19 protein-coding genes and 1 tRNA gene are annotated in these 20,488 nt (G+C 68.1%); 12 read left to right on the top strand and 8 right to left on the bottom strand.

From position 1 onward, the window contains the following. Nucleotides 1–19 precede the first annotated feature (19 nt). Nucleotides 20–1,027: a type I glyceraldehyde-3-phosphate dehydrogenase gene (gap, locus tag ACWPKK_RS03350; protein ID WP_452001033.1), complete on the top strand. Its 1,008-nt coding sequence runs from the start codon at nucleotides 20–22 to the stop codon at nucleotides 1,025–1,027. Between the two features lie 213 nt (nucleotides 1,028–1,240). On the opposite strand, the gene ACWPKK_RS03345 is transcribed toward gap, so the two are convergent. After that, on the bottom strand, nucleotides 1,241–2,929 hold the full coding sequence (locus tag ACWPKK_RS03345) for a methyl-accepting chemotaxis protein (protein ID WP_452001032.1): 1,689 nt from the start codon (nucleotides 2,927–2,929) through the stop codon (nucleotides 1,241–1,243). A 173-nt stretch (nucleotides 2,930–3,102) separates the two neighbouring features. Further along, nucleotides 3,103–3,447, bottom strand: coding sequence for a type II toxin-antitoxin system HicB family antitoxin (locus ACWPKK_RS03340; protein WP_324867513.1), 345 nt, complete (start codon nucleotides 3,445–3,447; stop codon nucleotides 3,103–3,105). 252 nt (nucleotides 3,448–3,699) lie between these two features. Here ACWPKK_RS03340 and ACWPKK_RS03335 point away from each other — a divergent pair, with 252 nt between their 5' ends. From ACWPKK_RS03335 to ACWPKK_RS03310, 6 genes are all read left to right on the top strand, one after another. Beyond that, nucleotides 3,700–4,146: a hypothetical protein gene (locus tag ACWPKK_RS03335; protein WP_452001031.1), complete on the top strand. Its 447-nt coding sequence runs from the start codon at nucleotides 3,700–3,702 to the stop codon at nucleotides 4,144–4,146. A gap of 110 nt (nucleotides 4,147–4,256) precedes the next feature. After that, nucleotides 4,257–4,502, top strand: a complete 246-nt coding sequence (locus ACWPKK_RS03330) for a hypothetical protein (protein WP_324867517.1) — start codon at nucleotides 4,257–4,259, stop codon at nucleotides 4,500–4,502. Between the two features lie 164 nt (nucleotides 4,503–4,666). Beyond that, on the top strand, nucleotides 4,667–5,596 hold the full coding sequence (locus tag ACWPKK_RS03325; protein ID WP_324867519.1) for a class I fructose-bisphosphate aldolase: 930 nt from the start codon (nucleotides 4,667–4,669) through the stop codon (nucleotides 5,594–5,596). 3 nt (nucleotides 5,597–5,599) lie between these two features. After that, complete coding sequence (gene thiE / locus ACWPKK_RS03320; RefSeq protein ID WP_452001029.1) at nucleotides 5,600–6,277, top strand: thiamine phosphate synthase; 678 nt, start codon at nucleotides 5,600–5,602, stop codon at nucleotides 6,275–6,277. A 43-nt stretch (nucleotides 6,278–6,320) separates the two neighbouring features. After that, nucleotides 6,321–7,127: a TSUP family transporter gene (locus tag ACWPKK_RS03315; protein WP_324867523.1), complete on the top strand. Its 807-nt coding sequence runs from the start codon at nucleotides 6,321–6,323 to the stop codon at nucleotides 7,125–7,127. Nucleotides 7,128–7,385: 258 nt separating this feature from the next. After that, nucleotides 7,386–8,711 carry an OmpP1/FadL family transporter gene (locus ACWPKK_RS03310; RefSeq protein ID WP_452001027.1) on the top strand — a complete coding sequence of 442 codons (1,326 nt, stop codon included), beginning with the start codon at nucleotides 7,386–7,388 and terminating at the stop codon, nucleotides 8,709–8,711. A gap of 189 nt (nucleotides 8,712–8,900) precedes the next feature. Here ACWPKK_RS03310 and epmA read toward each other — a convergent pair whose 3' ends face one another. Next, nucleotides 8,901–9,965: an EF-P lysine aminoacylase EpmA gene (epmA, locus tag ACWPKK_RS03305; RefSeq protein ID WP_452001025.1), complete on the bottom strand. Its 1,065-nt coding sequence runs from the start codon at nucleotides 9,963–9,965 to the stop codon at nucleotides 8,901–8,903. Nucleotides 9,966–10,356: 391 nt separating this feature from the next. Between epmA and efp the strand changes: the two genes are divergently transcribed. From efp to ACWPKK_RS03280, 5 genes are all read left to right on the top strand, one after another. Next, nucleotides 10,357–10,923 carry an elongation factor P gene (gene efp, locus ACWPKK_RS03300; protein WP_063634101.1) on the top strand — a complete coding sequence of 189 codons (567 nt, stop codon included), beginning with the start codon at nucleotides 10,357–10,359 and terminating at the stop codon, nucleotides 10,921–10,923. A gap of 97 nt (nucleotides 10,924–11,020) precedes the next feature. Continuing rightward, a complete protein-coding gene (locus ACWPKK_RS03295) occupies nucleotides 11,021–11,818 on the top strand; it encodes an inositol monophosphatase family protein (protein WP_149223209.1) in 798 nt (265 codons plus the stop codon). A 123-nt stretch (nucleotides 11,819–11,941) separates the two neighbouring features. After that, nucleotides 11,942–12,709: an OmpA family protein gene (locus ACWPKK_RS03290; RefSeq protein WP_452001023.1), complete on the top strand. Its 768-nt coding sequence runs from the start codon at nucleotides 11,942–11,944 to the stop codon at nucleotides 12,707–12,709. Nucleotides 12,710–12,769: 60 nt separating this feature from the next. Beyond that, on the top strand, nucleotides 12,770–13,963 hold the full coding sequence (locus tag ACWPKK_RS03285; RefSeq protein ID WP_452001022.1) for a flagellar motor protein MotA: 1,194 nt from the start codon (nucleotides 12,770–12,772) through the stop codon (nucleotides 13,961–13,963). Nucleotides 13,964–13,999: 36 nt separating this feature from the next. After that, nucleotides 14,000–15,394, top strand: coding sequence for a peptidoglycan -binding protein (locus tag ACWPKK_RS03280; protein ID WP_452001020.1), 1,395 nt, complete (start codon nucleotides 14,000–14,002; stop codon nucleotides 15,392–15,394). 12 nt (nucleotides 15,395–15,406) lie between these two features. Here ACWPKK_RS03280 and ACWPKK_RS03275 read toward each other — a convergent pair whose 3' ends face one another. The 5 genes from ACWPKK_RS03275 to ACWPKK_RS03255 all read right to left on the bottom strand — a co-directional run bounded on the left by ACWPKK_RS03275 (nucleotide 15,407) and on the right by ACWPKK_RS03255 (nucleotide 20,285). Continuing rightward, a complete protein-coding gene (locus tag ACWPKK_RS03275) occupies nucleotides 15,407–15,997 on the bottom strand; it encodes a GNAT family N-acetyltransferase (protein ID WP_149223205.1) in 591 nt (196 codons plus the stop codon). 178 nt (nucleotides 15,998–16,175) lie between these two features. Continuing rightward, nucleotides 16,176–17,435, bottom strand: coding sequence for a M16 family metallopeptidase (locus ACWPKK_RS03270; protein ID WP_452001018.1), 1,260 nt, complete (start codon nucleotides 17,433–17,435; stop codon nucleotides 16,176–16,178). Next, nucleotides 17,432–18,853 (bottom strand): threonine synthase, encoded by a 1,422-nt coding sequence (thrC, locus tag ACWPKK_RS03265; RefSeq protein ID WP_452001016.1) that lies wholly within the window; start codon nucleotides 18,851–18,853, stop codon nucleotides 17,432–17,434. The genes ACWPKK_RS03270 and thrC overlap by 4 nt, the downstream gene beginning before the upstream one ends. Before the next feature lie 184 nt (nucleotides 18,854–19,037). Then, complete coding sequence (dusA, locus tag ACWPKK_RS03260; protein WP_452001014.1) at nucleotides 19,038–20,066, bottom strand: tRNA dihydrouridine(20/20a) synthase DusA; 1,029 nt, start codon at nucleotides 20,064–20,066, stop codon at nucleotides 19,038–19,040. A 143-nt stretch (nucleotides 20,067–20,209) separates the two neighbouring features. Beyond that, nucleotides 20,210–20,285 (bottom strand) — tRNA-Glu (locus tag ACWPKK_RS03255). Nucleotides 20,286–20,488: the final 203 nt, after the last annotated feature.

Here is a 20,488-nt window from a genome sequence, read left to right as displayed (position 1 = left end):
TATCCAACTGGAGGAAGTCATGGCTGTACGGGTAGCGATCAACGGTTTTGGCCGCATCGGCCGTCTGGTTCTGCGCGCCATCTACGAGAGCGGCCGCAAGGACGTGGAGGTCGTGGCGATCAACGACCTGGCCGATCTGAAGGCCAACGCGCACCTGCTGAAGTACGACAGCGTCCACGGCCGCTTCCCCGGCACCATCGAGACGGGTGACGGCGTCCTGATCGTCAACGGCCACTCCATCAAGGTCGTGCAGGAGCGTGACCCGGCCAAGCTGCCGTGGAAGGACCTGGGCGTCCAGATCGCCATGGAATGCTCGGGCATCTTCACCAAGCGCGCCGATGCCGCCAAGCATCTGGAAGCCGGCGCCGAGAAGGTGCTGATCTCCGCCCCGGCCACCGACGAGGACATCACCGTCGTCTACGGCGTCAACCACGACAAGCTGACGGCCGAGCACAAGATCGTCTCGAACGCCTCCTGCACCACCAACTGCCTGGCGCCGGTCGCCCATGTCCTCCACAACCTGGTGGGCATCGAGAAGGGCTTCATGACCACGATCCACTCCTACACGGGTGACCAGCGGATCGTCGACACCAACCACAAGGACCTGCATCGCGCCCGCGCCGCGGCCCTGAACATGATCCCGACCTCCACCGGCGCCGCCAAGGCCGTCGGCAAGGTGCTGCCGGAACTGAAGGGCAAGCTGGACGGCACCGCCATGCGCGTTCCGACCCCGAACGTGTCGGTCGTCGACTTCAAGTTCACGTCCAAGCGCGCCACCTCGGTGGAAGAGATCACCAAGGCGATCAGCGATGCCGCCAACGGCCCGCTGAAGGGCGTGCTGGCCGCCTACACCGAAGATCTGGTTTCGACCGACTTCAACCACGACCCGAACAGCTCGATCTTCGCGCTGAACGAGACCAAGGTCATCGACGGCAACTTCGTCCGCATCATGACCTGGTACGACAACGAGTGGGGCTTCTCCAACCGCATGAGCGACACCGCCGTCGCCATGGCGAACGCCAAGTAAGCCTCGCCGGACCAAGAAAAGGGCGCCTTCCGCAAGGGAGGCGCCTTTTTTGTTGGGTGGGGTTCGGGGCCCCCTCCCTCCCACGCTGGCGCGTGGGTCCCTCCCTCCCCCGCTTCGCGGGAGAGGGTAGATTCGCGGGGCGGCGGCAGTCCCCTCTCCCGCGGAACGCGGGGGAGGGTTAGGGAGGGGGCATTCGCAAGCCGACGCCTTGCCTCACGCCGCCCGCACCGTCGCCAGGAAGGTCCCAACCTGGGCGTTCAGCCCGGCGGCCTCGTCGGACAGCTTGCCCAGCGCCTCCACCAGTTCGCGGGCGGTGCGGCCGCTCTCGTCCGATGCGGCGGTGACGCCGGAGATGCTCGACGACACCTCCCCCGTTCCGGCCGCGGCCTGCTGGACCGAGCGGGAGATCTCCGCGGTGGCGGCGTTCTGCTGGTCCACCGCGGCGGAAATCGTCGTGGCGATGGCGCTCAGCCGCTCGATGACGGCGGACACCTTCTGGATCTCCGTCACCGCCAGACCGGTCACCGACTGGATGCCGTTCATCTGGCCGCCGATCTCGTCGGTCGCCTTCGCCGTCTGGTTGGCCAGCGCCTTCACCTCGCTGGCGACCACCGCGAAGCCCTTGCCCGCCTCGCCGGCCCGCGCCGCCTCGATGGTGGCGTTGAGTGCCAGCAGGTTGGTCTGGCCGGCGATGGAGTTGATCAGCCCGACCACCGTGCCGATCCGGTCCACCGCCTCGGCCAGGCTGCCGATGCGGCCCGTCGCCTCCTGCGCCATGCCGACGGCCTCGTTGGCGACGCGGCTGGCCTCCGACACCTGCCGGCCGATCTCGACGATGGAACTGGACAGCTGTTCCGACGCGGCGGCCACGGTCTGCACGTTGGCGGCGGTGCCGTCGCTGGCGCTGGCGACGAGCCCGGCAAGCTGGCTGGTCTGTTCGGCCGCGTGCGACATCGCCCGCACCTTCTGCCCCAGCGCATCGGTGGTGGTGGAGACCGAGCGGATCATGCCGCCGACCGTCCCTTCGAATCGGGCTGCCAGCCGGTCCATCGCCTGCCGCTTGTCCTCCTCGGCCCGGCGGGCGGCCTCGGCCTGCTCGGCCTCCAGGCGCCGGCTCGCCTCGGCGTTCAGCTTGAACACCTCCACGGCGCGGCCCATGTCGCCCAGCTCGTCGCCGCTGCCGGTCTCGGGAACGGCGGCCGACAGGTTGCCGTCGGCGAGGCTGCGCATGCTGTCGGACAGGCGGCGGATGCGGCGGCTGATGGAGTTGCCGACCAGCGCGATCAGCGCCACCACCGGCAGCGCCAGCCCACCGACGATGGCCGCCATGGTCCACAGGCTGCGCATGAAGCGGGCGTCCAGGTCGTCGATGTAGACGCCGGTGCCGATGATCACCTGCCACGGCTCGAACATCTTGACGTAGCTGAGCTTGGGCAGCGGCTGGTCGCCGCCTGCCTTGGGATAGCTGTAGCCGACGAAGCCCTCGCCCTTGTTGCGGGCGGTGTCGACCATCTCGCGGGAGAAGAAGACGCCGTTGGCATCCTTCATGTCACGCTGGTCCTTGCCGATCACGTCGGGGCGGACCGGGTGGATGACCGCCTGATAGCCGGTGCCGAGGACGAAGAGATAGTCCCTGCCGTTGTAGAACATCGTGTTGATGTTCGCCTTGAACCGCTCGAACGCCTGCTCGCGGGTCAGGCGTCCGGCCTTCACCTCGGCATCGTAGCCGGCGGCGAGCCCATGGGCGGTCTGCACGACGGAGCGCAGCGTCTCCTTGCGGTCCTCCAGCGTGCTGCGCTGGTTCAGCCACAGCGCCGAGGCGGCGAGCGCGATGCAGATGGCGCCGGCCAGCCCGACCAGAGCCCAAAGCTTCGTCCGCAGGGTCAGTTTCAGTCCGCTCATAGGCAATCCCCCTTTAACCTTTGGGGAGATATGAGCAAGCGCAATGCCAGTTCGGCAAGAGGAACATACCCATGCATCTCAACGCATGCGCGCAATCCCCGCCCGCAGCCTGAATGCCAAAATGCCAAGCCGCCGGATCGGCGCAGGCAATCGGCATCGCATTTTGCGAATCTTCAGCCCGCCTTCACCTTCGTCACCCCGGCCGCGCGGCCGAGACATTCGGCGATCCAGGCCGACAGGCTCTTGCCCTCGCGCGCGGCGCAATCGGCGATGGCCCGGTGCAGGATGGGGTTGATGCGGATGGCGAGGCGGCCGGAAAAGGGCTGCTCCCCATCCCCGCCCATGTCGCAGGAAAGGTCGAGATAATCGTCCACCGCACGGCGGAAGGACTCGCGCAGTTCGTCCACAGACCGGCCGGAAAAGGTGATGCCGTCGTGGGTGTTGATGACCTCGCCGACGAAGACGCCCGCTTCGTTGTCGAAGTCGATCTGGGCCTTGTAACCCTTGTATTCCATCATCGCGGCATTCCCGGGGGATCAATTCCCATGAAACGGACCCGGCGCGCTGGCACCCTGTCCCCAGAGATTGGGTCCGATGTGACCAACCATACTCCGGGACCGCGATCATAGGGTTTGACCTGCCTCAATTCTCTCAACCGCAAGATCACGCCCGACCGGATCTCCGATTCGCCCGTTCCCGCCGCTTCCGGTCGCGGCTAGAGTGCGCCGCCCTCCCCCGCCGCCGCCCTCCCCCGCCGCCGCAATGCGCCGATGACCGCCCCTCCGCCAATCCACCCCATCCTGATTCGCGGCCTGGACGACGCGCTGGCCGCCGCCGCCGCCGCCGACTCGACCGGGAAGCCTCTCGTGCTGATGGCCCCGCCCGCGGCCGGCGCCCTATGGTTGCGCGGGGTGGTGGAGCGGGTCCGCAAGGCTCACCCGGGGCTGGAGGTCGCCGGCCTGCTCGATTGCGGCGACCGCGCCGGCGAGGCGCAGGGGGCGCTGGCGGCCGGGCTGCGGCTGGTCCTGTTCACCGGCCGACCCGACATGGCGGGCCGGCTGGCCGCCATCGCCGCCGCGCGCGGCGCGACGCTGCTGACCCGCCGCCCGCCAGCCCTCGACCTCGCCGCACAATCCTCCGCCGAAGGTCGGGGCCGGCACCGCGGCCCGTCGCTGGAGGCACTATGGCGCGGCTGGCTGGCACGCGACCAAGGTTAGGGCGGGACTACCGCTTTTTCGCACAGCCTCGCCGCGCAAAGGTGGTGTACCGTCGCGTTAGGATATTTTTGTGACACGACACCCTCCCTCCGATGCCGGATGACCCGCCCATGAGCATCACCTCGCTGACCACGCCGGACCAGACGATCGCGCAACCTCGCCGTCCGGGGCACGCCGCAAGCGGCCGGCCGGCGGACCGAAGCGGGCTGGGGGCCACCGGTCCCGGCGCCGGGCCGGAGAAGATGCGCGGCATCCGCCTGCTGGCGGTCTGGATCGGATTGACGGCGGGCGCCTGGGCGGTGCTGGGCGGTGCCGGCTACGGGTTGTACATCGCACTGCACACCCTTCTGCCCTAACTCCTTGGTGAAGGCCGCACCCACCATGCGGGACCGGCCACTCCGCATGCCCTAGGCCGTTCAGACGTGGCAAATGGCCGCTTTATGCCCCTCCCGCCGTTGCAAAACGGCCGAATACGGGCTAATACGGCGCCATTCCAAGAATGCCCCAGGGAAGAGCCACAATGAAGCTCACGCGCCGCGTCAAAGACATTCTCGCCAACTACGAGAGCGACAATCCCGGCACCAAGGCGAACCTCGCCCGCATCCTGATGGAAGGCAAGCTCGGCGGCACCGGCAAGCTGGTGATCCTGCCGGTCGACCAGGGCTTCGAGCACGGGCCCGCCCGCAGCTTCGGCCCGAACGATGCCGGTTACGACCCGCACTACCACTACCAGCTGGCCATCGACGCGGGCTGCAACGCCTACGCCGCCCCCCTGGGCTCGCTGGAAGCCGGCGCCGGCACCTTCGCCGGCTCGATCCCGCTGATCCTGAAGATGAACAGCGCCAACTCGCTGTCCACCCAGAAGGAAGCGGCCGACCAGGCCGTCACCGCCTCGGTCCAGGACGCCCTGCGCCTCGGCTGCTCGGCCATCGGCTTCACCATCTATCCCGGCTCCGACGCCATGTACTCCCAGTACGAGGAGTTCCGCGAGCTGTCGAAGGAGGCGAAGTCCTACGGCCTCGCCACCGTGCTGTGGTCCTACCCGCGCGGCGGCGCCGTCACCAAGGACGGCGAGCTGGCCATCGACGTGATCGGCTATGCCGCCCACATGGCCGCCCTGCTGGGCGCCCACATCATCAAGGTGAAGCTGCCGTCGGCCACGCTGGAGCAGGCCGAAGCCAAGAAGATCTACGAGTCCAAGAACATCCCGATCGCCACCCAGGCGGAGCGGGTGAAGCACATCATGCAGTGCACCTTCAACGGTCGCCGCATCGTGGTCTTCTCCGGCGGCGCCACCAAGGGCGAGGACGCGGTGTTCGAGGATGCCCGCGCCATCCGTGACGGCGGCGGCAACGGCTCGATCATCGGCCGCAACGCCTTCCAGCGCCCGCGCGAGGATGCCCTCAAGCTGCTCGACCGGATCATGAAGATCTACCAGGGCCGGGAGTAACACTTGGCCAAGGGAAAGCCGGCGCAGGCGGAACCTCCCGCCTGCCGTCTGTACCTCGTGACGCCGCCGGCCCTGGAGCCGGCGGCGTTCGCGCCGCTTCTTCGGGAAGCGCTGGATGCCGGCGACGTCGCCTGCGTGCAGCTGCGCCTCAAGGACTGTTCCGAGGACGACATCCGTCGCGCCTGCGACCTGCTGCGCCCGATCGCGCAGGAGCGTGACGTGGCCTTCATCCTCAACGACCATCCGCGCCTCGCGCGGGAGACCGGCTGCGACGGCGTCCATGTCGGTCAGCAGGACACCCCCTATCGCGACGCCCGCAAGATCATGGGCAACGACGCCATCGTCGGCGTCACCTGCCATGACAGCCGCCATCTCGCCATGATCGCCGGCGAGGAGGGGGCCGACTACGTCGCCTTCGGCGCCTTCTTCCCCACCGCCACCAAGACGGCCGAGTACAAGGCGGAGCCGGAACTGCTGAGCTGGTGGTCGGAGCTGATGGAGGTCCCCTGCGTGGCCATCGGCGGCATCACCGCCGAAAACTGCGCCCCGCTGGTCGCGGCCGGCGCCGATTTCCTGGCCGTCGTCAACGCCGTCTGGGGCCACCCCCAGGGTCCGGGCGCCGGGGTCCGGGCGCTGAACGCCGCCATCGAGGCTTCCACCGGGGCCGCACTCGCCGGCTGAGCTGGACGATTGCCCGGCCGATTACCTGGACTTCCCCAAAATCATGGATCTTCTGACGCCCGAGTCGCTGGGCATCCTGTTCGCCGTCGGCCTGCTGGCCGGCTTCGTCGACTCGATCGCCGGCGGCGGCGGCCTGCTGACAATCCCCGCCTTGCTGGCGTCGGGCATGTCGCCGGCCGAGGCGCTGGCCACCAACAAGCTGCAGTCCAGCTTCGGGTCGCTGTCCGCCACCATCAAGTTCGTCCGCCGCGGCGAGGTCAATCCGGCGGCGATGCGCACGATGATCGTCTGTACCTTCATCGGCGCCGCCATCGGCGCCACGCTGGTGCAGATGCTCGACGCCAGCTTCCTGCGCGACGTCATCCCGGTCCTGCTGATCGGCATCGCCATCTATCTGCTGCTGTCGCCCAAGGCCGGCGACGTCGATGCCCACCAGCGCATCGGCGAGCATGCCTTCGCGCTCAGCATCGGCACCGGCATCGGCTTCTACGACGGCTTCTTCGGGCCGGGCACCGGCACCTTCTTCGCCATCGCCTTCGTCTCGCTGCTGGGTCACAACCTGCGCAAGGCGACCGCCCACACCAAGGTGCTGAACCTGACCAGCAACGTCGCCTCGCTGCTGTTCTTCATCGTCGGCGGCCATGTGCTGTGGACGGTGGGGCTGCTGATGGGGGTCGCGCAATACGTCGGCGCCCAGCTCGGCGCCCATATGGTGATCCGCAACGGCGCCCGAGTCGTCCGTCCGATGCTGGTCGTCGCCTCCATCGTCATCACCGCAAAGCTGGTTTGGAGCGACGAGCACAACATCCTGCGCGAGATCTTCGCGGCCGCGGTTGCCTGGATCGCCTGACGCGCCGCGCTTCGCCCACGTTTTTTCCCACTGAGATCACTGGATAATTTCGCCGCCTGGCGGCGCCACGGCCGGAGCCCCCTCTCCCGCCGGTGGTGCCGCCTTGCGGCTATTTCCCTTTGCCGACTTCCGCTTCCGATGCAGGGCCGCAACACTGCTTGTGCAGCCAACAAAAAGTGGTGGGCGGCTCTTTACGTAAGCGTCAGTTTGTGTATCATTGCGTCAACAACACAATTTGGGGAAGGAACCATGTCTCCGATGACGCTCAAGACACGCCTGATGACCGCCGCTGCCGCCCTTGCGGTGACCGCACCGATCGCGACCGCCTCCACGTCGTTCGCCGCCGGTTTCGCGTTGAAGGAGCAGAGCGTATCGGGCCAGGGCACCGCCTTTGCCGGCGTGACCGCCGGCGGCAACGGCGACGCCAGCTCCATGTATTACAATCCGGCGACCATGGGCCTGGTCACGGGGATCGAGGCGGTGCAGACCGCCACCGGCGTCATCGTGAAGTCGAAGGTCGAAAGCGCCAGCGCCACCCGCGCCCGGCGGCTGGGCGGCACCGCGATCAGCGGCAACGCGTCGCCCGGCGACATCGCGCAGGACGCCATCGTCCCGGCCGGCTATTTCGTCTATTCGATCAATGACGACCTGAAGGTCGGCCTGTCGGCCAACGGCCCCTGGGGCCTCGTCACCGATTACGGCGACAGCTGGATCGGCCGCTATCACGGCATCCGGTCGGACCTGCGCACCTATAACTTCGTGCCGACGGTGTCGTACCGGATCAACCCGATGATCACCATCGGCGGCGGCGTGCAGATCCAATACGCCAAGGCCAAGCTGTCGCAGTCGTCCGACTTCGGCGCCAGCCGGCTGGGCCGTCCGGGCGCGCTGGACGTCAAGAGCGACGTGAACGGCGACGATTGGGGCTGGGGCGTCTCGTTGGGCGCCCTGATCGAGCCGGTGAAGGGCACGCGCATCGGCATCGGCTACCGGTCGGCGGTCAAGCACACGCTGACCGGCAACATTTCCTTCACCGGCCTGCCGCCGGCGCTGGCGGGCGCCCTGCCCTCCCAGAGCGCCAATGCCGACCTGATCACACCGGAAATCGCCTCCATCGGCCTGTACCACGAGGTGAACGACCGCTGGGCGGTGATGGCCGACGTGCAGTGGACCAACTGGTCGCGCTTCAAGGAACTGCGCGTCAACATCGCCAACCCGGCGCTCACCTCGGTCACGGAAGAGCACTGGAAGGACACCTGGTACTACGCGCTGGGCACCTCCTACAAGGTGACCGACAAGCTGACGCTGCGCGGCGGCATCGCCTTCGACAAGAGTGCGGTCGACGTCGAATTCCGCACGCCCCGCATTCCGGAGCAGAACCGTTACTGGCTGTCGGTGGGCGCCGGTTATCAGGTGACCGACAGCCTGCGCATCGACGCCGCCTACTCCCATGTCTTCGTGCCGAAGGCGTCCGTCAACCTGACCGACGACCTGACCGGTCCCGAAGCCGGCCGCGGCAACCTGACCGCGGAGTACAAGAACGGCATCGACCTGATCGGCCTGCAGGCGAAGTTCACGTTCTGAAGTTAAGTACCCTCTCCCATCTCTGGCAGAAGCCCCTCTCCCCTTGCGGGAGAGGGGTTGGGGTGAGGGGGACTCGTTGCCGGGATCTTCAAGAATCGCGGTGCCAGGCTTTCCTCAAAAGTTCACCATGTGCATCCCCCTCACCCCTTCCCTCTCCCCAGGGGGGAGAGGGGGACACCCCCACCTCCTTCACACCCCCGCCACCGGCAGCCACAGCACCTGCTCGATGCTCTCGGCCCCGCTGCACAGCATCGCCAGCCGGTCGAAGCCCATGGCGATCCCGCTGCTCTGCGGCATGCCATGCTCCAGCGCCGCGAGGAAATCCTCGTCCACCGGGAAGCGCTCGCCGTACAGCCGCTCCTTCAATTCCATGTCGGCCTCGAAGCGGGCGCGCTGCACCGCCGGATCGGTCAACTCGCCGAAGGCGTTCGCCAGTTCCAGCCCGCAGGCATACAGCTCGAACCGTTCGGCCAGCCGCGGATCCTCCGGCTTCGGCCGCGACAGCGCCGCCATGCACAGCGGATAGTCGGTCAGCACGCAGGGAACGCCGTCGCCCAGATGCGGCTCGATCCGGTCGAACATGATGCGGAACACGATGTCCTCCCAGCGGTCGCCGTGATGGGGGGCGATGCCGATGCGTGCGGCCTCCGCCGCCAGCGCCGCCGGATCGGGATCGTGGCTGCCGTCATAGGTCGCCATCAGGTCGATGCCCGCATATTCCCGAAACGCCTCCGGTACGGTCAGCACCCGCCAGACGCCGAAGGGATCGCAGGTCATGCCGCGGAACGTGAAGCTCCGCCGCCCGCCGGCTTCCGCCCCGGCCCGCAGCAGCTCCTGGCAATCCTCGATCAGGGTGCGGTAGCCGTCGCCCGCCCGATACCATTCCAGCATGGAGAATTCCGGCGCGTGGGTGCCCGACCGTTCGCCGTTGCGGTAGACATGCGCCAGCTGCCACAGCCGCGGCATGCCCGCAACCAGCAGCTTCTTCATGGCGAATTCCGGGCTGGTGTGCAGGTACAGCGGCCGGCGGTCGTCCGGATGGGGACCCTGCAGTTCGGTGGCAAAGGCCCGGAGATGCGGCTCCATTCCCGGCGACACCTGCAGGGCGGGCGTGTCGACCTCGACGAAGGCAAGCTCCTCGAACACGCGGCGGACGGCGTTCAGCACCCGGCCGCGCGCTGCCAGATAGGGCCGGCGCCGAGCCAGCGCCTCGGGGTGCCAGGGGGGAAGCTCGGGGGATCGGTGGGCGGGCATGCGGCGCGCTCTTCTGCAAAGTCGAAAGGGGTGCCGGCGCATCAGAGCACCCACGGGCGGCGTACTCAAGCCGGCTCGCCATTGGTCACAGCCCCCGGCCCTGCCCCACAGTTTTGCCGCCCCCGCTTACCGCCGGGGGCCGCACCGTGGTAAACTCCGCCCATCGCGGGCCAGCCGTGGCGATCGGGACGAATGGAACAGTGAACAGGGGCGGCAAAACCGTTTCAAACGTCGCATCGCTGGAAAAATTCTAAACTGGCCGCCCCGATTCGCTGAAGAATCGTTTGCGAATCGCCCGGATCGCCCGCCGTTACCGTTCCGCGCCGTTGCCTATGGGCGGTCAAGCTGGTAGGGTCCGCGCCGCCCTGATTCTGGAATTCACGAGTACGCCATGAAGGTCAATGCCAACACGATGCGCCCCGGCCATGTGCTGGAGCACAACGGTAAGCTCTGGGTCATCACCAAAACCGCCATCGTGCAGCCTGGCAAGGGCGGCGCCTTCATCCAGCTGGAAATGAAGGACGTTCGCACCGGCAACAAGTCGATCGAGCGGTTCCGCACCCAGGAGACCGTTGAGCGCGCTCGCCTGGACGAGCATGAGATGACCTTCCTCTTCGCCGAAGGTGACAGCTTCACCTTCATGGACAAGGAAAGCTTCGAGCAGGTCGCCATCCCGCGCGACATCATCGGCGAGCCGGCCGTCTTCCTGCAGGACGGCATGGAAGTCACGGTGCAGAGCCATGAAGGCTCGCCGCTGGGCGTCGAGATCCCCGGCAAGGTCACGCTGCTGATCACCGAATCCGACCCGGTGGTGAAGGGCCAGACGGCCTCTTCCTCCTACAAGCCGGCCAAGCTGGAGAACGGCGTGTCGATCCTGGTTCCGCCGCACATCGAGGCCGGGACCCGCGTCGTCGTCGATACCGCCACCGGCGAGTATGTCGAGCGCGCGAAGGACTGATCCTTCCCAGGTCGGTTCTGCCATCACCGGTCTTCGCCATGCGCGGAGGCCGGTGTATTGTTTTCTGGTTCCTGCATAAAACGGTACACCAACACCCATGGCCACCCGCTCCGCTCTCATCAACGTCATGGTCCGCGCCGCCGAAAAGGCTGCCCGGGGTCTCGTCCGCGACTTCGGCGAGGTCGAACACCTCCAGGTGTCGCGCAAGGGGCCGGCCGACTTCGTGTCCGCCGCCGACCTGAAGGCCGAACGCACCCTGCGCGAGGAACTGCAGAAGGCGCGTCCCGAATTCGGCTTCCTGATGGAGGAGAGCGGCGCGTCCAAGGGCAGCGACGCCGAGGCGCGCTGGATCGTCGATCCGCTCGACGGCACCACCAATTTCCTGCACGGCCTGCCGCACTGGGCGATCTCCATCGCCGCCGAGCGCAACGGCGAGATCGTCGCCGGCGTCATCTACGCCCCCATCGGCGACCAGCTGTTCTGGGCCGAGAAGGGTGCCGGCGCCTTCGTCAACCACACCCGCCTGCGCGTCTCCGAACGGCGCCGGCTGGAGGACTGCGTTCTGGCCACCGGCATCCCCTTCAAGGGCCGGGGCGACCACGCCGCCTTCCTGAAGGAACAGGAAGCGGTGATGAAGGAAGTCGCGGGCATTCGCCGCTTCGGCGCCGCTTCGCTCGACCTCGCCTATACCGCCGCGGGCCGATTCGACGCCTACTGGGAGCGCGGACTGGCTCCGTGGGACTGTGCGGCCGGCGTGCTGATGGTCACCGAGGCCGGCGGCTTCGTCGGCGAGATCGAGGGTGGCCGCAACCCGGTGTTCACCGGCAATGTGCTGGCCGCCAACAGCCACCTCCAGGTCCCGGTCGCCCGCCTGCTGAAGTCCGCCAAGGGCTGAGCCCCTCGCCCGCACCGGCCCGCCCGCCCTGCCCCACACCGGGGCGGGACGGATGAGCGGTTGTCGCTGGTGCGATCGATAGGCTATGGTTTGCAAGACAAGGGTTTAACGGGACGCATCGTTTTGGGCCGCTGGGGACACGCCGACCGCAAACACCGTGCCGTCGCCGCCGCGCTGTGCGCGGCCTGGGCGCTGCATCCTGCCGCCCTGTCGGCCGCAGCACCGGCGAAAGCGGCTCCGGCGAACGCACAGATTGCCGCCGGGCTGACGCTGGAAAACGCGGTTCCGCTGTCCGTGCCGCCCCGCCCCAACCTGCGCACCCCGCCGGCCGTGAAGGCGCCGCCGCGCCTCGTCCTGCCGCAGCCGATCGAAGCACCTCCCCCGCCGGAGATGACCGAAGGCCCGGCCCAGCCGCCGGCCTCCCAGCCGGCAGCGCCGTCCGCCCCGGCCGTCGCCACCGCGCCGACGCAGGCAGTCCCCGCACCGATGCCCGGAACCGAGCCGGCCTCTCCGCGGACCGACACCGCGGCGCTGCCCCCTCCCCCGGAAGCGGCACCTCCTGCGGCGACGCTGCCACCTTCGAGCGTTTTGAGCCTTGTGTTCCCGGCCGACACCACCAATCTGCCGGATACCGCGGACGCCACGGTCGACCGGATCGTCGAACGGCTGCGCGCCAGCGACACCGCCCGTCTGCAGCTGCGCTCCTACGCCAGCGGCACCGCGGACACGGCGCGTGAGGCACGGCAGCGGTCGCTCGCCCGGGCGCTGGCCCTGCGCGAGCGGCTGACCGCCTTCGGCATCCGCAGCAGCCGGGTCGATGTCCGCGCGCTGGGGCTCGACGAGGCCGGCGGAACGCCGGACCGGATCGATGTTGTCTTCTTGAACGAGTAGCGCTCCACCCGTGGGCCCACCCGTGGGCGAGGTCTGATCGGAACACCCCTTCGGAGCATCATGACCGCCACAACCCCGACGACCCGACCGCTGGAGGTATCCTCCCTCATGACACGCCCGGAGCGGTTCCTGACCCGGATGATCCTGTTCCTGGTGGTGGTCGGTGCCGTGTGCGGACTGCTGTTCCCGGCCTTGCGCGCCGCCTTCCTCAACAACGCGCCGTTGAACGGCGTCATCCTGGCGACGCTGCTCGCCGGCATCGCCTTCATCTTCCGCCAAGTCCTGATGCTGCGCCCGGAAGTGGCGTGGCTGGAGCAGTATCAGAGCGGCGTCGCTCCCGCCTCGCTGCAGGAGCCGGTGCTGCTGGCCCCGATGGCCCGCATGTTGGGCGAGCGGCGCGGCCGGCTGACCCTGTCGGCGCTGTCGATGCGCTCGCTGCTGGACGGCATCGCCTCACGCCTGGACGAATCGCGGGAGTTGTCGCGCTACCTGATCGGGCTGCTGATCTTCCTCGGGCTGCTCGGCACCTTCTGGGGCCTGCTGCACACGGTGCAATCGGTGGGCGGCGTGATCGGCAGCCTGTCGGTGCAGGGCGGCGACGTCGGTACCATGTTCTCCCATCTCCAGCAGGGGCTGGAAGCGCCGCTGGTCGGCATGGGAACGGCCTTTTCCTCCTCGCTGTTCGGCCTTGCCGGGTCGCTGGTGCTGGGTTTCCTGGAACTCCAGGCCAGCCAGGCCCACAACCGCTTCTTCCAGGATCTGGAGGACTGGCTGTCCAGCGCCACCCGGCTGTCGAGCGGTGCGGCCAGCGGCCTCGAGTCGGGTGATCACTCGGCCTCGGCCTACCTGACCGCCCTGCTGGAGCAGACCGCGGAGAATCTCGACTCCCTCCAGCGTACCGTCGCCACTGCCGAGGAAGGCCGGCGCGCCGCCAACGCCAACCTGATGGCGCTGACCGAGCGGCTGTCGAGCCTCACCGACCATATGCGGGCCGAACAGCAGCTTCTCCTGCGGCTGGGCGAAAACCAGCTGGAGGTGAGAAGCCTGCTCGACCGATTGGCGGAAACCGCCGGGGGCGGCTTCGACGACGCCTCGCGCCAGCATCTGCGCAACATGGACATCTACCTTGCCCGCATCGTCGAGGAATCCTCCAACGGCCGCGTCCAGGCGGTGCAGGAGATCCGCAGCGAGATCAAGCTGCTGGCCCGCACCATCGCGGCCTTGGCCGAAGAAGCCGACCAGCAGCAGCGCTGACACCCAGAACCCCCAAGGCCAACGCCGGGAGCCCCCATGGCCAGCATCAGCCGCCGCAACGGCCATCGCGACGCCAGCGCCTGGCCCGGCTGGGTCGACGCCCTGTCGTCCCTGGTGATGGTCGTCATCTTCCTGCTGATGGTCTTCATCGTCACCCAGTTCTACCTCGCCACCGCGCTGACCGGCCGTGACGAGCAGCTGACCGTGCTCAACCGCAAGATCGCGGAGATGAACGACCTGCTGGCGATGGAGCGAGAGGCGAACGCCGACCTGCGCATCAACATCACCCAGCTGTCGACCGAGCTGCAGACCTCCGTCGCTGCGCGCGACGACATGACGCTGTCGCTGAGCCAGTTGCAGGAGGACCGCGACCGCACCGCCCGCACGCTGGAGGAATTGCAGCGCAACGTCCGTGTCGACCGCGAGACGCTGGACCTGAAGCTGAAGGAGATCCTCAGCCTGCAGGCCGACATCAAGGCCCTGCGCGACGCCCGGCAGAAGCTGGAGGGCGAACTGGCCGCCGCCGCTGCCGCCGCCAAGCTGACCGAACAGCAGCGTCAGGCTTTGCTGGCGGAACTCGGCACCACCCGTGACCGGGCGAAGGCGCTGGAATCGGAACTCGCCTCCGCCGCCGAGAAGACGATGCTGGCGCAGAAGGAGATCGACCAGCGCGACATCCGGCTGAAGTCGCTCGAATCGCAGCTGACCGACAATCAAACCCAGGCCCGGAAGGATCTGGAGCAGCGCGACATCCGCATCCGCGACCTGATGGCCTCCCTGACCGGCGAGCAGGCCGAGGGCACCCGGAGCAGGCAGCAGATCGACCTGCTGAACCAGCAGCTTCTGGCGCTCCGCGAGCAGCTCGCCCGCATCGGGGCGGCACTGGAGGTGTCGGAAAAGGCGTCGGCCGAGCAGAAGGTGCAGATCGCGGAGTTGGGGGCGCGTCTCAATCAGGCGCTCGCCGCCAAGGTTCAGGACCTCGCCCGCTACCGGTCGGAGTTCTTCGGCCGGGTCCGCGAGGCGCTGGGCAGCCGGCCGGACGTGCGGATCGTCGGCGACCGCTTCGTCTTCCAGTCGGAACTGCTGTTCCCCTCGGGCTCGGCGACCCTTGAGGAGGCCGGCAAGCAGCGGTTGGCCGATCTTGCCCGCACGCTGATCGAGATCGGCAAGGCGATCCCGTCCGATATCAACTGGGTCCTGCGGGTGGACGGCCACACCGACATCAAGCCGGTGCGCTTCCAGTTCGCCTCCAACTGGGAACTCTCGTCGGCACGCGCGCTGTCGGTGGTGAGATTCCTGATCGACCAGGGTATTCCGGCGGAACGGCTGGCAGCCGCCGCCTTCGGCGAATTCCAGCCCATCGACCCCGGCACCTCGGACGAGGCGCTGGCGAAGAACCGCCGGATCGAGATCAAGCTGGACCAGCGATAAGGACCGGAGGGGTCAGCCTTTCCATTCCTCGCGCAGGATGGCGTAGAGGACATGGTCGCGCCATGCGCCGTCGATGCGCAGATAGCCGCGGGCATAGCCTTCGTGGCTGAAGCCGACCTTTTCCAGCAGGCCGCGGCTCGGCAGGTTGGTCGGCAGGCAGGCGGCCTCGACCCGGTGCAGTCCGAGTTGGCCGAACGCGAACTCCAGGACCAGCCGGGTACCGCCCGACACATAGCCGTTGCGGGCGTAGGGCTGGCCGGCCCAATAGCCGAGCGTCCCCATCTGGGCGACGCCGCGCCGGATGTTGGTGAGGCCGAGCCCACCGACCAGCGCATCGGTTCCCCGGTCGAAGATCAGGAAGCTGTAGCCGAGATCGTCCCGCCACTCCTGCGCCTGCCGCCGCAGCCGACGCGAGAAAGCGGTCCGCGTCAGGGCATCGGCCGGCCAGGTGGGTTCCCACGGGGTGAGGAAGTCGCGCGAGGCGGCGCGGAGATCCGCCCATTCCCGCCAGTCGCGCGGCAACGGCGGCCGGATGTAGCAATGCGGACCGTCGAGCCGGACCGCGGGCGGGCTGATGAGGCCGCTGCCGAGAAGGCGGATCATGATTGCGGCCCCTCTCCCACCTTTGTATCCCCTCTCCCCCCCGGGGAGAGGGTTAGGGTGAGGGGGATCCGCTGGCCGAACGATCCACGCAATGCATCCCCCTCACCCCGACCCTCTCCCCGGGGGGGAGAGGGGGAACAGCCCGGGGGCAGAGGGGAGGCGGCCACCGTCTTCATCGTCAGGCGAGACGCTCCGCTATGCGGTCGTAGCTTTCCAGCTTGGCGATCGGGCCGAGGGCGGCGACGGTCGGGCGGCTGGCTCGCAGGCGGCTGGCTGCCTTGACCACGGCGTCGCGATCGACACCGTCGATCTTCGCCACGATCTCCTCCACCGGAACCGGGCGGTCGTAGATCAGCATCTGCTGGCCCAACTGTTCGCAGCGCGACATCGTGCTTTCCAGCGCCATCAGCGTCCCGGCCTTCAGCTGGGCGCGGGCGCGGGCGACCTCGTCCTCCGTCACGTCGGCGCCGACCTTGGCGATCTCGTCGCAGACGACCGGGACCAGTTCCGCCACCTCGTCCTCGCCGGTGCCGGCGTAGACGCCGAACAGGCCGCCGTCATGGTAGCCGCCGGTGAAGGTGTAGATGGAATAGACCAGCCCGCGCTTCTCCCGCACCTCCTGGAACAGCCGGGACGACATGCCGCCGCCGAGCAGGGTGGAGAGCACCGAATGGGCGTAGAAGTCGGGATCATGGACCCCCACCCCGTCGAAGCCGAGCACGAGGTGCATCTGCTCCAGGTCGCGGTCCTCGCGGAAGTCGCCGCCGGCATAGTGGGCCGACTCCGGCTTTGGCGGGGCGCCGCTCGGCAGGTCGCCGAAGGCCTTGAATGCGAGATCGACCATGCGGTCATGCTCGATCCGGCCGGCGGCGCTCAGCACCATGCCAGGGGCGCCGTAATGCCCGGCGATGTAGTCGACCAGCGCCTCGCGCGGTAGGGCGCCGACGATCTCGGCGGAGCCCAGCACCGGACGGCCGATGGCCTGCCCCGGATAGGCGGTGGACTGGAAATGGTCGAAGATGATGTCGTCGGGCGTGTCGGCGCTCTGGCCGATCTCCTGAAGCACCACGGTGCGCTCGCGCACCAGTTCCTCGGCGTCCAGCGTGGAGTGCTGGATCATGTCGGACAGGATGTCGAGCGCCAGCGGCGCATCCTCGTGCAGGACCTTGGCGTAATAGGCCGTCTGCTCGCGGGTGGTGTAGGCGTTCAGCTGCCCGCCGACATTCTCGATCTCTTCGGAGATGCGGAAGGCCGAACGGCGGCGGGTGCCCTTGAACAGCATATGCTCGACGAGGTGGGCGACGCCGTTGACGCTCGCCGCCTCGTTGCGGGTGCCAACCCCGACCCAGCAGCCGAGCGAAACGGACTGCACGTCGGGCATGGTGTCGGTCGCGACGCGAAGCCCGTTGGGCAACGTCGTCACACGAATGGAACTCATGCGGCCTCCTGGGCGGCGCGGGCGCGCGCGATGACGAAGTCCTGGACCGCCGCCAGATCGTTCGGCAGTTCGGACAGGCGCTCCTCGCGCACATAAAGATCGGACAGACGCGGCGGCAGGTCCGGCCGGCGGCCGGTCGCCTTTTCCACCGCATCGGGGAACTTGGCGGGATGGGCGGTGGCGAGAACCACCATGGGAACGGACGGATCGACCCGGCCGGCCGCGACCGCGGCCTTGGCCGCCCCGATGCCGACCGCCGTGTGCGGGTCGAGCAGATAGAGGCTGCCCTTCCAGGTGTCGGCGATGGTCGCCATGGTGGCGGCCTCGTCCACCCGGTGGCCGGAGAAGATGTCCAGCGCACGGGCGAGCTGCGCGTCGGTCACCGCGAACTTGCCCTCGGCGCGGAAGCGGTTCAGCGCTTCCGTCACCGCGGTGCCGTCGCGGTCGAGCAGGTCGAACAGCAGCCGTTCGAAGTTGGAAGAGATCTGGATGTCCATGCTGGGAGACAAGGTAGGCACGACGGGCGCCGCGACCATGCTCCCACTGGCGAAAAAGCGCGCCAGGATGTCGTTGCTGTTGGACCCCACCACCAGCGTCTCCACCGGCAGCCCCATGGCGCGGGCGCCATAGGCGGCATAGACGTTGCCGAAATTGCCGGTCGGCACGGTGAAGGCGACCTTGCGGTCGGGGGCACCCAGCGCCACCGCGGCGGTGAAGTAATAGACGATCTGGGCCATGATGCGGGCCCAGTTGATCGAGTTCACCGCCGACAGCCCCATCCGGTCGCGGAAGGCGCCGTCGTTGAACATCGCCTTCACGAGGTCCTGGCAGTCGTCGAAGGTGCCGTCCAGCGCGATGTTGTGGACGTTGGACGACAGCACGCTGGTCATCTGCCGGCGCTGCACCTCGGACGTGCGGCCCTTGGGGTGCAGGATGAAGATGTCGACGTTCTGGCGGTCGCGGCAGGCCTCGATGGCGGCGGAGCCGGTGTCGCCGGAGGTGGCGCCGACGATGGTCACCCGCTGCCCGCGCTTGGCCAGCACATGGTCGAACAGGCGGCCGAGCAGTTGCAGCGCCACGTCCTTGAATGCCAGCGTCGGACCGTGGAACAGCTCCAGCACCCAGGTGGTCGGATCGACCTGCACCAGCGGAGTCACGGCGGCATGGTCGAAGCTGGCATAGGCGTCGCGGACGATGGCGCGGAAGTCGTCCTCCGCAATGGCGCCGCCCAGGAAGGGCAGCATCACGCGGACGGCGATCTCGCTGTAGGGCAGACCGCGCATGGCGCGGATGTCGTCGGCCGTGAACTGCGGCCAGGTCTCCGGCACATAGAGGCCGCCGTCGCGCGCCAGCCCGGCAAGAAGGACGTCCTCGAAACCCAAGACCGGGGCCGCGCCCCGCGTGCTGACGTACCGCACCGCTTACACTCCGTCCGATGAAGTGGGCATAGTTAGCGAGGACCCTGCCCGCACGCAAGCGATGCGGGACGCACGGCGCATATTCCGTCCGGTTGGGGCGCCCGGTGAGAACCGATGGAACGTTTGGAACGCCGTGAAACGGTTTTCCGGGGGCTGTTCAGTGTTCCATCCGGGCCTGCGCCTTTCACGCGGCCTCCTCCACCGCCCCGTCCGTCATTTCATCGGCCGCACGCCGCCGCACCAGGGAAGCGGCGCGTTCCAGCACCTCCGGCCCGGCACCGGGGCGGTGAGCGTTCTCGGCGATGTGGCGGCGGTAGGCGCGGGCGCCGGGCAGCCCCTGGAACAGGCCCAGCATGTGGCGGGTGATGGAGGACAGCGGCGTGCCTCGCGCCATGCGCGCCTCGATGTAGGGCAGCATGGCCTCGATCACCGCATGGCGGTCGGGGCCGGGTTGTCCGTCCATCAGGCGGCGGTCGGCATCGGCCAGGAGGTAGGGGGTTTCATAGGCGGCGCGGCCGATCATCACGCTGTCGACCTTGCCGAGATGCAGCGAAGCCTCGTCCAGAGTCTTGATGCCGCCATTGATGGCGATGGTCAGATGCGGATATTCCGCCTTCAGCCGGTGGACGAGGTCGTAGCGCAGCGGCGGGATGTCGCGGTTCTCCTTGGGGCTGAGGCCCTTCAGCCAGGCCTTGCGGGCATGGACGATGAAGTGGCTGCAGCCGGCGGCGGAGACGGTGCGGATGAAATGGTCGAGCGTCGGCCATTCCTCCATCTGGTCGATGGCGATGCGCGACTTGACGGTGACGGGGATCGAGACGGCATCGCGCATGGCGCCGACCAGCCGGGCCACCAGATCGGGTTCCGCCATCAGGCAGGCGCCGAAGCGGCCGGACTGCACACGGTCGCTGGGGCAGCCGACGTTCAGGTTCACCTCGTCATAGCCCCACTCCTGCGCGATGCGGGCGCAGGCGGCGAGGTCGGCCGGGTCGGAGCCGCCGAGTTGGAGCGCCACTGGGTGTTCCGCCGCGTCGAAGCCGAGCAGCCGCTCGCGGTCGCCATGCAGCACGGCGCCCGTGGTCACCATCTCGGTATAGAGCAGGGTCGAGCGCGACAGCAGACGGTGGAAGTACCGGCAATGCCGGTCGGTCCAGTCCATCATCGGGGCGACACTGAGGGGGATGGCGGGGGTGGACGGGTTCGGAGCGGTCATAGCGGTCAGCTCTGCTGCGGCCGGAAAAATCAGGATGGGCGAAACAGGATCGGCGAGCAACCGCCGGACGCAAAACTCGCCAAAAGCAAAAGGCCCGGCTATGCAGCCGGGCCTTCTAAGCTTGTCGCGCACCTTCGAGAAGGTGGCGTCCCCGACGGGAGTCGAACCCGTGTCGCCGCCGTGAAAGGGCGGTGTCCTAGGCCTCTAGACGACGGGGACGTCGTTCGCGGTGACGCGGTTTCTAAAGATCGGAGGCGGGGAGCGCAAGCGCTTTTTCGCATCCTCCGATACTTTTTTGTGGGCGTGGTGTCATGGAGGTCATGGGGATCGGCATTGGTGGCGGTGTTTGAGGAGGTCTTCCAGGCGGTCGGCAAAGTTAACCCCCCACCCTAACCCTCCCCCGCTGGGCGGGGGAGGGGACA

Source organism: Azospirillum largimobile, from assembly GCF_977007025.2.
The sequence above is the reverse complement of the archived record's forward strand: the minus strand, read 5'-3'. Positions and strand labels throughout refer to the sequence as shown.